The sequence below is a fragment of the Amycolatopsis acididurans genome, from assembly GCF_012328925.1.
In the GTDB taxonomy this organism is placed as follows: domain Bacteria; phylum Actinomycetota; class Actinomycetes; order Mycobacteriales; family Pseudonocardiaceae; genus Amycolatopsis_E; species Amycolatopsis_E acididurans.
In genome coordinates, this window is the sequence record NZ_JAAXLS010000025.1 from 79,565 (window position 1) to 91,490 (window position 11,926).

At 68.7% G+C, this 11,926-nt stretch carries 13 protein-coding genes and 1 tRNA gene; 11 read left to right on the plus strand and 3 right to left on the minus strand.

Annotated elements, in window-relative coordinates:
• Positions 1-30 precede the first annotated feature (30 nt).
• Positions 31-564, plus strand: a complete 534-nt coding sequence (locus HFP15_RS27740; RefSeq protein ID WP_168519697.1) for a MarR family winged helix-turn-helix transcriptional regulator — start codon at positions 31-33, stop codon at positions 562-564.
• A gap of 99 nt (positions 565-663) precedes the next feature.
• Here HFP15_RS27740 and HFP15_RS27745 read toward each other — a convergent pair whose 3' ends face one another.
• Positions 664-1,257, minus strand: a complete 594-nt coding sequence (locus HFP15_RS27745; RefSeq protein ID WP_168519698.1) for a TetR/AcrR family transcriptional regulator — start codon at positions 1,255-1,257, stop codon at positions 664-666.
• Positions 1,258-1,349: 92 nt separating this feature from the next.
• Positions 1,350-2,294, minus strand: coding sequence for an acyl-CoA desaturase (locus HFP15_RS27750; RefSeq protein ID WP_168519699.1), 945 nt, complete (start codon positions 2,292-2,294; stop codon positions 1,350-1,352).
• A 166-nt stretch (positions 2,295-2,460) separates the two neighbouring features.
• Between HFP15_RS27750 and HFP15_RS27755 the strand changes: the two genes are divergently transcribed.
• The 7 genes from HFP15_RS27755 (at position 2,461) to HFP15_RS27785 (ending at position 8,840) form a co-directional block, all read left to right on the plus strand.
• Positions 2,461-2,532: transfer RNA gene (locus HFP15_RS27755), tRNA-Gln, on the plus strand.
• A gap of 79 nt (positions 2,533-2,611) precedes the next feature.
• The gene (locus HFP15_RS27760; RefSeq protein ID WP_246272086.1) at positions 2,612-4,300 is read left to right on the plus strand and encodes a GGDEF domain-containing protein; all 1,689 of its coding nucleotides are present in this window, start codon (positions 2,612-2,614) and stop codon (positions 4,298-4,300) included.
• A 44-nt stretch (positions 4,301-4,344) separates the two neighbouring features.
• Positions 4,345-5,814 carry a bifunctional UDP-N-acetylglucosamine diphosphorylase/glucosamine-1-phosphate N-acetyltransferase GlmU gene (gene glmU / locus HFP15_RS27765; protein ID WP_168519700.1) on the plus strand — a complete coding sequence of 490 codons (1,470 nt, stop codon included), beginning with the start codon at positions 4,345-4,347 and terminating at the stop codon, positions 5,812-5,814.
• On the plus strand, positions 5,804-6,784 hold the full coding sequence (locus HFP15_RS27770) for a ribose-phosphate diphosphokinase (protein WP_168519701.1): 981 nt from the start codon (positions 5,804-5,806) through the stop codon (positions 6,782-6,784). The genes glmU and HFP15_RS27770 overlap by 11 nt, the downstream gene beginning before the upstream one ends.
• Before the next feature lie 36 nt (positions 6,785-6,820).
• Entirely contained in the window at positions 6,821-7,690 is an 870-nt protein-coding gene (locus HFP15_RS27775) for a hypothetical protein (RefSeq protein WP_168519702.1), read from the plus strand.
• Positions 7,691-7,703: 13 nt separating this feature from the next.
• On the plus strand, positions 7,704-7,928 hold the full coding sequence (locus HFP15_RS27780) for a hypothetical protein (RefSeq protein WP_168519703.1): 225 nt from the start codon (positions 7,704-7,706) through the stop codon (positions 7,926-7,928).
• Between the two features lie 69 nt (positions 7,929-7,997).
• Positions 7,998-8,840 (plus strand): TIGR03621 family F420-dependent LLM class oxidoreductase, encoded by an 843-nt coding sequence (locus HFP15_RS27785; RefSeq protein ID WP_210717950.1) that lies wholly within the window; start codon positions 7,998-8,000, stop codon positions 8,838-8,840.
• On the opposite strand, the gene HFP15_RS27790 is transcribed toward HFP15_RS27785, so the two are convergent.
• A complete protein-coding gene (locus HFP15_RS27790; RefSeq protein WP_168519705.1) occupies positions 8,806-9,834 on the minus strand; it encodes a hypothetical protein in 1,029 nt (342 codons plus the stop codon). The genes HFP15_RS27785 and HFP15_RS27790 overlap by 35 nt on opposite strands.
• A 237-nt stretch (positions 9,835-10,071) precedes the next feature.
• Here HFP15_RS27790 and HFP15_RS27795 point away from each other — a divergent pair, with 237 nt between their 5' ends.
• From HFP15_RS27795 to HFP15_RS27805, 3 genes are all read left to right on the plus strand, one after another.
• Positions 10,072-10,677, plus strand: coding sequence for a 50S ribosomal protein L25/general stress protein Ctc (locus tag HFP15_RS27795; RefSeq protein ID WP_168519706.1), 606 nt, complete (start codon positions 10,072-10,074; stop codon positions 10,675-10,677).
• 9 nt (positions 10,678-10,686) lie between these two features.
• A complete protein-coding gene (gene pth, locus HFP15_RS27800; RefSeq protein WP_168519707.1) occupies positions 10,687-11,280 on the plus strand; it encodes an aminoacyl-tRNA hydrolase in 594 nt (197 codons plus the stop codon).
• A gap of 137 nt (positions 11,281-11,417) precedes the next feature.
• Positions 11,418-11,783: a DivIVA domain-containing protein gene (locus HFP15_RS27805; RefSeq protein WP_168519708.1), complete on the plus strand. Its 366-nt coding sequence runs from the start codon at positions 11,418-11,420 to the stop codon at positions 11,781-11,783.
• Positions 11,784-11,926 lie beyond the last annotated feature (143 nt).

Below are 11,926 nucleotides of genomic sequence, written 5' to 3' on the forward strand. Positions count from 1 at the left end.
AATCAAGTCCTTTATTGCTAAAGTACCGATATGCCCGACCGTACCGACGACCCGGACGAAACGCAAAGCGACGGGGCCGACGCGATCGCCGACGCGTGGTCCCGCGAGCGGCCGGGCACGCCGGTCTCCTCGATCGGCGTGATCACGCGCATCTGGTGGATCGGCAAACTGCTCGACGAGCAGCGCCGCGCGACGCTGAACCGGGTCGGCATGGACGCGGCGACGCTGGACCTGCTCTCCACCCTCCGCCGGGCCGGGCCGCCCTACCGGCTGGCGCCGGGCGAACTCGCGAGGCGCACGCTCGTCAGCGCCGGCGCGATCTCGCAGCGGGTCGCACGCGCCGAGCGTGACGGCCTGGTGCGCAGGCTGCGGTCGCGAGACGACGGCCGCGGTGTGCTCGTCGAACTCACCGACGAGGGCCACGCCGAGATCGAGCGCACCGTGGACGATCTGCTGACCTACGAGGAGAGCCTGCTGTCCGCACTCACCGCGGACCAACGCGATCAGCTCGCCGGCCTGCTCCGGATTCTCCTCGGCGATCTCACCCGACTGGCCGGGTCGTGAACCTCGCCGCGGCCGTGTCGGAGGCGGCGGGCGATCTGCGAACTGCGCTACCCCGCGCGACCGTCCACAAAGGTCACTCGGCCGGCGCGCGCCGGGCGGTCAGTTGAGTCGCAGCTTGGGCTTGTGCTCCAGGTGCGAGAGGCCGTTCCAGGCCAGGTTCACCAGATGCGCGGCGACCTCGTCCCGCTTGGGCTTGCGCGCGTCGAGCCACCACTGCCCGGTCAGCGCGACCATGCCCACCAGCGCCTGCGCGTACAGCGGCGCGAGCTTCTCGTCATAGCCGCGGGCCGCGAACTGCTGTCCCAGTATGTGCTCGACCTGCCCGGCGATGTCGTTGAGCAGGGTGGAGAAGGTGCCGGTCGAGGACGCGACCGGCGAATCGCGTACGAGGATCCGGAACCCGTCGTGCGAGTCCTGGACGTATCCGAGCAGCGCGCTGGCCGCCTGCTCCAGCATCGCGCGCGGATGCCCACCGTGCAAAGTGGACACCATGCGGTCGAGCAGCACCTGGGTCTCGCGGTCGACGACGACCGCGTAGATCCCTTCCTTGCCACCGAAATGCTCGTAGACGACCGGCTTGGAGACGTTGGCGCGGTGCGCGATCTCTTCGATCGACGTACCGTCGAAGCCCTTCTCGGCGAACAACGCGCGCGCGACGTTGAGCAACTGCTGCCTGCGCTCCGCGCCCGTCATCCGGACACGTGCCACCGGAGCCGGAGGCCGCGCTCCGGTGGCCACTTCGCGTTTCGCTCGCCGTCTTGCCGCCACCAGGGCAGCCTAGAGGCTTACTTCGACTCCGCCGTGAGGCGGGCGAGCCTGGCCGGAGTCGGCCAACGCACGTTGCTCGCCCAGCCGAGTTTCTCGAACGCCCAGATCACCCGGGCGGAAATGTCGATCTGACCGCGCTTGACGCCGTGCCGCGCGGAGGTCGGGTCGGCGTGGTGCAGGTTGTGCCACGACTCGCCGAAGGACAGGATCGCCAGCGGCCAGAAGTTCGCCGACTTGTCGCGCGCCGCGAACGGCCGCTCGCCGATCATGTGGCAGATCGAGTTCACCGACCACGTCACGTGGTGCAGCACGCACACCCGCACGAGCCCCGCCCAGAAGAACGCGGTGACCGCGCCCCACAGCGACCACGAGATCAGCCCGCCGAGCAGCGCCGGCAGCGTCAGCGTGAGCAGCGACCACAGCCAGAACAGGTCGTCGACCTTCTTGATCGCCGGGTCCTTGAGCAGGTCCGGCGCGAAACGCTCGGCGTTGCTCTTGTCGCGCTCGAACAGCCACCCCATGTGCGCGTGCCAGAAACCCTTGGCGATCGCCAAGGGGGACGTGCCGTACAGCCACGGCGAGTGCGGGTCGCCGTCGCGGTCGGAGAAGGCGTGGTGCCTGCGGTGATCGGCGACCCAGGTGATCACCGGCCCCTGCACGGCGAAACTGCCCGCGACGGCCAGCAGAACGCGCAGCCAGCGCTTGGCCTTGAACGAGCCGTGCGTGAAGTAACGGTGGTACGCGACGGTGATGCCGAGCCCGCTCAACGCGTAGAAGAAGACGAAGAGCCCGACGTCGACCCAGCTCAGCCCCCAACCCCAGGCGAAGGGAACCGCGACGACAAGCGCCACCAGCGGCAGGATCACGCCGAGGTACACGGCGAACTGGACGCCGAACCCGCGCTGTCCGCTGATCACCGGCTTCGGGCCGTTCGTCTTCGGGGGTTCGAGGGTAGCCGTCATGCGCAACCACTTCTTCCTGCGTTTTTCGGGACGACCAAAGGGTGCCCTTACCTACGTTTCCGTAAGTTACGGTACAGGAGGTTTACCCCTGTGGGGAGAGGCGAAAACGGCGGCCAACCCCAGCCCCTGGGCTGCTTCCCGGGATCGCTATCCTGACCAGGCACGATCCGCCGTAGTGTAATTGGCAGCACTTCAGATTTTGGTTCTGACAGTTCAGGTTCGAATCCTGGCGGCGGAGCTGCCGTGCGATACGCGACGAGCGAAGGGGGTGCACCCCGCTGCTAGGCGACAACGAGCCGGCGAACAGACGCCCGGCCTTGGCGGAGCTCTCCGACGCCTGGCTGGTCGGGCGTGCGCGGGAACTGATCGCCGCGGTCCAGCATACCGATCACGAAGAGCAGCTCGACATCGTCTACACCATTGACGAGCTGCTGGAGGAAACCCAGCGCCGCGGCGAACCGGTGCTGGTCGCGCAACTCCTGCGCGCCGCCGCGCTGGCCCGGCTGGTCACCCGCGGGCTCGCGGCGGAGGCCGAGCCACTGCTCGACGAGATGCTCGCACACACCCGCCGCCACGGGCTCGCGCTGTACCGGGCCGACGCGCACGCGCTGCGTGGCCGGCGGCTCGTACTGGCACAGCAGGAGGACGCCGCGCTGACCGAGATCGCGCGAGCGCTGGCCATTCTGGACGACACCGGCGGCCCGGACATGCAGATGTCCCGTCGGGAATGGGCGAAAACCCAGTCCAGCGCGTTCATCGACTGCTGGCTCGTGCTCAATCAGCTCGGCGTGTACGAGGCCGCCGAGGAAGTGATCGCGCGGGCGCACCAGGCCGTGCGCGAGACCGCGGGGCCGCACGAGATCACGCTCCAACTGATCAACCGGGTCAAGATGCTGCTCGGCTGGGCCCTGCGGCTGGAACGGGTCGAACGGGACACCGAAGCGCAGGCGAAGTTGGACACGGCCGCGTCGATGGCGGTCGCCGTCGAGGCGCCGTTCGCGGAGTCGCTGTTCCCGCGCCGCGTGGGCGTGGCGGCGGTGGACCAGGTCGGCGTGCTGGCGGCCGCACTCGCCCTCGCCGCTCCCGACCTCAGCCACATCGACCGGCTGCGCCGCCTGCTCATCGAGCCGGCCTACCCGCACGAGCAGGTCATCGTCACCATCGCGCTCGCCCGCTGCCTCGAGACCACCGGTCAGCGTGAGGAAGCGCTCAAGGCCCTGCACGCCACCAGGCTGAACCTCGACGACGACAACTCCCAGCCCTCCATGCGCCTGAACCTGGTGCGCGAACTGGCGCGGCTGGACTTCGCGCAGCACGAGAACGAGAACCTGCGCCCGCTGGTCGAGTACTCCACCGCGCTCGAAGTCGAACTGTGGTCGCTGCGCGAATCGCAGATCGCCACGCTCAACACGCGCCGCGAGCACGAACGCCTGTCCGCCCAGCACGGCGCGATCAGCCAGCAGGCACTGCAGGATCCGCTCACCGGCCTGCCCAACCGGCGCGCGCTGGACGAGCACCTGCGCACGCTGTCCGCGTCCACCACGGCGCAGCCACTCGCGGTCGCGCTGGTGGACCTCGACCGATTCAAGGGCGTCAACGACGAGCACTCGCACGCCGAGGGCGACGACGTGCTTCGGGTGGTCGCCAGCACCCTGCGCGACGCGCTGCGCGGCGACGACATCGTGGCCCGCTACGGCGGCGACGAATTCGTGGCGCTGCTGCCGGGAGCGCCGGTGTCGGCGGCGAAACAGGCGCTCGGCCGTGCGGTCACGGCCGTGTCGAATCTGCCACATCACCTTTCACACGGGGTAACCCTCTCGATCGGGCTCGTCTCGCTGCGCCCGCAGGAACGGCCCGACCAGGTGCTCTCCCGCGCCGATGCCGCGATGTACCAGGCGAAACGCGGTGGAGGAAACCAGGTGGCCACGGCGAACGTGGTACCCGGTGAGGGGCTGCCGGCGTGGGCGGATGCCGACCCGGCGGCGGCCGAGGAAGAGCACCCGTAGGATCGACGCCCGTTGCTAGTCGCCATCTGCAGTTTGGGAGTGCCGTGACCGGCCCGCTGAGCACATTGGTCCTCGCCGCGGGCGAGGGCACCAGGATGCGTTCCACCACACCGAAAGTGCTGCATCCGATCGCGGGGCGGCCACTGGTGGAGCACGCGGTACGAGCGGCGGCCGGGCTCGAGCCCGAGCACCTGGTGGTGGTCGTCGGGCACGGGCGCGAAGCCGTCGCCGAACACCTCGACCAGGTCGGCAAGGCGCTGGGCCGCCCGGTCACGACCGCGGTGCAGGAAGTCCAGAAGGGCACCGGGCACGCGGTTTCCTGCGCGCTCGACGCGCTGCCCGGCGGGCTCACCGGCACCGTCGTGGTCAGCTACGGCGACGTGCCGCTGCTCGACACGGCGACCCTGTCCGCACTGCTCGCCGAGCATCGCGACAGCGGGCACGTGGTGACGGTGCTGACCGCGGTCGCGCCCGATCCCACCGGCTACGGCCGCATCATCCGGGACGCCACCGGTGCCGTGCGCGGCATCGTCGAGCAGCGCGACGCGACCGAGGAACAGCTGGAGATCACCGAGATCAACTCCGGTGTCTACGCGTTCGACGCGGAGCTGCTCACCGCCGGCCTGTCCCGCCTGTCGACCGACAACGCGCAGGGTGAGCTGTACCTGACCGACGTGCTCACCAACGCGTGCGCCGAGGGACTCGGCGTCGGCGCGCTCGTCGTGGACGATCCCTGGCTGACCGAGGGCGTCAACGACCGGGTCCAGCTGTCGGCGGTCGGCGCCGAGCTGAACCGGCGGCTCGTGCGCCGCTGGCAGCTCGAAGGCGTCACCGTGGTGGATCCGGCGAGCACGTGGCTGGACGCGGGTGTGACGCTGGCCCGTGACGTCGTGCTGGAGCCGGGGGTGCAGCTCAAGGGCAGCACGTCGATCGGTGAGGGCGCGGTCGTCGGCCCGGACACGACGCTCACGAACGTCCTGGTGGGGCCTGGCGCGCACGTGGTGCGCACGCACGGTTTCGATTCCGAGATCGGCGCGAACGCCAACGTCGGCCCGTTCGCGTATCTCCGCCCGGGGTCCAAACTGGGCGAAAAGGGCAAAATCGGAACTTTCGTCGAGACCAAGAAGGCCGACATCGGCGCCGGGAGCAAGGTGCCTCATCTGACCTATGTCGGGGATGCGACGATCGGCGAGAACAGCAACATCGGTGCGTCGAGCGTGTTCGTCAATTACGACGGGGTACGCAAACACCAGACGACCATCGGTTCGCACGTGCGGACGGGGTCGGACAACACCTTCGTCGCACCGGTGTCCATCGGTGACGGGGCGTACACGGGTGCTGGCACTGTGATCAGGCAAGACGTGCCGCCGGGGGCGCTTGGCGTCTCGATGGGACCGCAGCGCAATATTGAAGGCTGGGTGGTCCGGCGCAGGCCGGGCACCCCAGCGGCGGAGGCGGCCTCCGCCGCACAAGAAGAAACGCAAACCGAGCGGGAGTCGTCAGATGAGTCCTAAGTCCGGCACGCCGAAGAAGAACCTCATGCTCTTCTCCGGTCGCGCACATCGGGAACTCGCGGAAGAGGTGGCCGCGAACCTCAACGTGACGATCACCCCGCAGACGGCGCACACCTTCGCCAACGGCGAGCTGTTCGTGCGGTTCGAGGAATCGGTGCGCGGCACCGACGCCTTCGTGATCCAGAGCCACACCACGCCCATCAACGAGTGGGTCATGGAGCAGCTGATCATGGTGGACGCGCTCAAGCGCGCCAGTGCCAAGCGGATCACCGTCGTCATACCGTTCTACCCGTACGCGCGCCAGGACAAGAAGCACAAGGGCCGTGAGCCGATCTCGGCGCGGCTGATCGCGGACCTGTTCAAGACCGCGGGCGCCGACCGGATCATGACGGTCGACCTGCACACCGCGCAGATCCAGGGCTTCTTCGACGGTCCGGTGGACCACCTGTTCGCGCAGAACCTGCTGGCCCAGCACATCAAGAAGACCTACGGCGACGCCGACATCGCGGTGGTCTCGCCGGACTCGGGCCGCGTGCGGCTGGCGGAGAAGTGGGCACAGCAACTGGGCGACCGGCCGATCGCGTTCATCCACAAGACGCGTGACCCCGACAAGCCGAACCAGGCCGTGGCCAACCGCGTGGTCGGCAACGTTCAGGGCAAGCTGTGCGTGCTGGTCGACGACATGATCGACACCGGTGGCACGATCGTGAAGGCGACCGACGCGCTGCTCGAGGAAGGCGCCGCCGACGTGGTCATCGCCACCACGCACGGCATCCTGTCGGACCCGGCGACCGAACGCCTGTCGAACTGCAAGGCGCGCGAGGTCATCGTCACCAACTCGCTGCCGATCCCGGCGGAGAAGCGCTTCGGCAACCTGACGGTGCTCTCGATCGCCCCGATGCTGGCGGAAGCCATTCAGCAGGTCTTCGAAGACGGTTCGGTCACCAGCCTGTTCGACGGCCACGCCTGATCGTTTCTCGTTCTCGGCACTCGCACTGGGGGAATTGTGCCGTCGCACCTGCACGAGGGGCTGGTGGAGCTGTTCCGCCAGCGTCCGGCACTGGCCGCGGAGCTGCTCACCGAGCAGCTCCGCGCGCCGTTGCCGTCCTTCGAGGACGCACGTCTGGACTCGTGTGACCTCACCGATCTGACTCCGACCGAGTACCGCGCCGACGCGGTGGTCGTGCTGACCCGGGCCGAGCGACCCGTGCTCGCCGTCGTGGTCGAAATCCAGCTGCGGCGCGATGCCGCGAAGCGGTGGTCCTGGCCGGTGTACCTGGCGACCCTGCGAGCGCGGTTGCGGACTCCGGTGACGTTGCTGGTGCTGTGCCCGGACAAGCGGACCGGCACGTGGTGCGCGCAGCCGATCGAGCTGGGCCACCCGGGCTGGACGTTGCGGCCGCAGGTCGTCGACCCCGGGCAGGTGCCGGCCGTGACGGACCCGGTCGCCGCCGAACGCAGCCCCGAGCTGGCCGTCCTCTCGGCCATGGCCCACAGCGAAAGCCCGGACCGGGGCAAGGTGCTGTCCGCGCTGCTCGCCGGTCTGCAAACGGTCGATGACGAGCGCGTCACTCGGTACTATGACCTCGTGCTCGCGGTGCTGCCCGAAGCCGCGCGAGCCCACCTGGAGGAACTGATGACGACGGGGACCTACGAGTACCAGAGCGACTTCGCCCGCAAGTACTTCGGCCAGGGTCTCGCCGAGGGAGAAGTCGTCGGCGAGGCCAAAGCGCTGCTGGAAGTCCTCTCCGCGCGCGACATCACCGTGCCGGACGACATCCGATCCCGCATCCTCGACTGCACCGACACCGAGATCCTCCGCACCTGGGTGCGCCGCGCCGTCACCGTCGGCAGCGCCGACGAACTCTTCGACTGACGCCCGGGATTCGATGACCGCGACCCACGAGTACCAGAGCGACTTCGCCCGCAAGTACTTCGGCCAGGGTCTCGCCGAGGGCGAGGCCAAGGCGCTGCTGGAAGTCCTCTCCGCGCGCGACATCACCGTGCCGGACGACATCCGTTCCCGCATCCTCGACTGCACCGACACCGAGATCCTCCGCACCTGGGTGCGCCGCGCCGTCACCGTCGGCAGCGCCGACGAACTCTTCGACTGACGCTCCGGCCGTTCAGCCCCGCGCGAAAAGCCGTGCGGGGCTTGGTATCGCCCGCATAGCGTGACCGGCATGCGATTCGGCGTGAGTATGCGGGCCGTTGGCGACGACTTCGCGGCGAAGTGTCGCCGCGCGGAGGAACTCGGCTACGACGTCATCACCGTGCCCGACCACCTCGGCGCACCCGCCCCGTTCCCCGCACTCGTAGCGGCCGCGGCGGCGACCGAGCGGCTGCGCGTCGGTCCGATGGTGCTCAACGCGCCCTTCTACAACCCGGCCTTGCTGGCGCGCGACATCGAGTCCACGGTCGCCGTGACCGGCGGCCGGTTCGACCTCGGCATCGGCGCCGGGCACATGAAATCCGAGTTCGACGACGCCGGACTGCCGTGGTGGCCCGCGAAACGCCGGATCGAGTACCTGGACCACACACTCACCGAGCTGCGCCGCCGCCTCGGCAAGCTGCCGCCCCTGCTGATCGCCGGCAACAGCGAAGGCGTGCTGCGTCTCGCCGCCGAGCACGCCGACATCGTCGGCTTCTCCGGTCTCAAGCAGGCACCCGGCCGGCCTCCCGGCACATTCCAGCTCGCTACGCCCGACGAGCTGGCGGGACGCGTCGAGTTCGTACGCTCCCACGCCACGCAAGCGCAGCAGTACAACGTGCTGGTCCAGAAGGTTGTCGTGGCCGAAGACCCGGTACCCGTACTCGACAAATGGCATCCCGAATACCGCGGCGAGGACCTGCTACGCGCACCGCAGATACTCGCCGGGACCGTTGAGCGGATCACGACGGAACTGCGCAACCGCGAGCAGCGCTTCGGATTCGACTACGTCACCGTGTTCGGACCGATGATGGCGGACTTCGCCGCGGTGATCGCCGAGTTCAGGCGCCCAGAGTCGACGCGATCTCCTGCTTGATTCCCGCCAGATCCAGCACCGCGACCGGTTCGGCGGTCACCGTCGGCACGCCCGACACCTTCGTCGCGCCACCTGTCCTGGGCACCGCGAACTTGACCGAACACGACATCGTGACGGGCTCGTTCAGCGGAACCACCAGCTCCTGCCCGCACTCACGGGAGCCCAGCTGGTTGGAGGTGACCGACGACGTCAGCACCAGGCGCGCGAGTGCCTGTGGCGCGTCGCCGAGCAGTTGGGGCGTCACTTCGACCGTGTCGGTGCACGAACCACTCGCCGCGCAGCGCATCGTGTTCTTCGTGACGCTGGCCGCGACGGCGGGACCTGCCACGAAGGGCTGCCCGAGATCGTCCACATCCCGGCGCAGCGCGGTACGGAAATCGGCGAGCCCGTCCGCGCTCAGACCCTGCAATTCGACCGGCGAGTTGCCGAGCACCTGCTGGCCGAGTGGCCCGAGCAGCGACGGCCGGAAACTGGTCACGCGGTACGGCTGCGCGGCCGTGACCTGCAGCCCGTCGACGTCGAACAGCTCGGTCCCGTCGCCAAGAGTCAGCCGCTCGGCCTGCGTGCCGGGCGGGATCGCGGAGCGAAAGGCACGCGCGAGCGAGTTCGGCGCCAGCGCACGACCGGGGTCCAACGCGAGGATCGAGCGGGCCCAGCGCGCCCCGTACTGGCCGGCGCGCTCGGCGGACATCCCCTGCGACCGCCAGTACTCCGCAGGACCACGCACGTAGACCGAACCACCCGCGCGGAGGATATGGACCTGCTGATCGTGCGGGAACAAAGTGCCCTGCGCGAGCCCCGTACTGGAAACGTCGAGTGCGGTGCCACCTGGGAACCGGTAACCGATCATGGCCTCGCGTTCGAGCGAGGCCAGCGCGCCCTCAACCGCGCCCTGCGGGTCGGGACCGTTCGCCGCCGGTTCGGACATCTGGCACGCGGAAAGCACCAGGGCCGCCACCACGACGAGAAAACTCCCCACCACGCATCGTGGCATTGCGGCACCCCCTGACTACAGCTTCCTACTGCGCCGGGCGACCCACCGCAACCCCTGGCACACGGATTGCCTACACTGAACAGGTTGTCTCGGCGAGGCGGGCTCTCGGTACCCAGTGCCCGACGTGATCGACGCGGCGGCTTGAGTAGCCACGCGCTGTGCACGTTTTGTGGATCTCGCCGCCGAAGGCACCACCCGCTTGAACCCCGCCGTCATGATTTGAAGGAGTACAAGACCGTGTCCGAGGTACGTCTGTCCGTCGAGCCGCGCACCGAGTTCGGCAAGGGCGCCGCGCGCCGCACCCGTCGCGCCGGGAAGATTCCGGCCGTGCTCTACGGCCACGGCACCGACCCCCGGCACCTCGCGCTGCCGGCGATCGAGTTCGCCCGCGTCATCCGCGAGAACGGCAGCAACGCCGTGCTCACGCTCGACGTGGAGAGCAACACCGAGCTGGCGCTCACCAAGACCATCACCGTGCACCCGCTGAAGAACTACATCGAGCACGTCGACCTGCTCGTGGTCAAGCGCGGCGAGAAGGTCAACGTCGACATCCCGGTCGTCGTGAACGGCGACCCCGCCCCGAGCACCCTGATCCGCCAGGAGCTCGACACCATCACGATCGAGATCGAGGCGCTGCACATTCCGGAGCAGGTCGAGGTTTCCGTCGAGGGCCTCGAGGCCGGTGCGCAGATCCTGGCGGGTCAGATCGCGCTGCCCGCCGGTGCCGAGCTGGTCACCGACCCGGAGGCGCTGGTCGTCGGTATCACCGAGCCGCGGGTCGAGGAAGAGCCGGCCGCGGAAGAGGAGACCGGCGAGGGCGAGGCCGAGGCCTCCGCGGAGTGACGTGCTTCCATGACGGCTGATCTTCCAGGGGCCGGCGAGCAGGTGCTGCTCGCCGGCCTCGGAAATCCGGGACCCCGCTATGCAGGCAACCGGCACAACGTGGGCTTCATGGTGCTGGACGAGCTCGCGGCGCGCGTCGGCGGCAAGTTCAAGGCGCACAAAGCAGGCGCCGACGTGCTGGAAGGGCGCCTCGCGGGGCGCCGTGTCGTGCTGGTCAAGCCACGTTCGTTCATGAACCTCTCCGGCGGGCCGGTTTCCGGCACGGCCAAGTTCTACAAGATCGATCCGAGCAGCATCGTCGTCGTGCATGACGAACTCGATGTTGATTTCGGAGCGATAAAGCTGAAGCTCGGCGGTGGCGACAACGGCCACAACGGGCTGCGCTCGATCACCAAATCGCTGGGGACCCGCGACTATTTCCGGGTTCGTTTCGGGATCGGGCGGCCGCCGGGCCGGATGGATCCGGCGGATTTCGTGCTCAAGGACTTCTCGACGGTTGAGCGCAAGGAGCTCCCGTTCGAGGTGGACCGGTGTGCCGACGCGGTGGAAGAGCTGGTCGGCAAAGGGCTGACGGCGGCCCAGAACACCTTCCACGCTCAGTAGCCTGAATTCACTCACACGTATGCGCGTCGGCGCACGATCGAGTCGTTGAGTTCTTTCGGCCCTTCCCAGCGCGTTCCGGCGCGGCTAGGACGGAAAGCGGGGAAACTTCCCGTCCACGCTGAATCGGAGAACTCTTCATGTCCCTTACCGCCGAAGACGTCTACCGCATCGAGTTCGGTAACGCGCCGATCGGGCGGCGCGGCTATGCCAAGAACGAGGTCGACGAGTTCGTCCGGCGCATCGCCAAGACCCTGGCCGACGAGGATGACCTCACTGCGGCCGAGGTGCACCACGTGGCGTTCAGCAAGCCGCTGATCGGCAAGCGCGGCTACGACGAGCGCGAGGTCGACGATTTCCTGGACGAGGCCGAAGAGGAGCTGGCCGACCGCACCGGCCGTCGCGCCACGCCCTTGCCGATCGCCCGCGAGGGGTCCGAGGCGACCGCTGCCAGGGCCATGCCGCCCAGCCCGATCCCCCGCACGACGGAAGCCACGCAGCCGTAAGGCTCCGTATTTTCCAGCAGCAACGCGTGCAGCAGTGCCGTGAGGGACGCCCTCACGGCACTGCTGTGTGGAGGCACGAGCACGGCCAGCGCCCATCACAACGACAGCGCCGCGGTGGGAATCCCGCCGACCCGTTCCTCCCC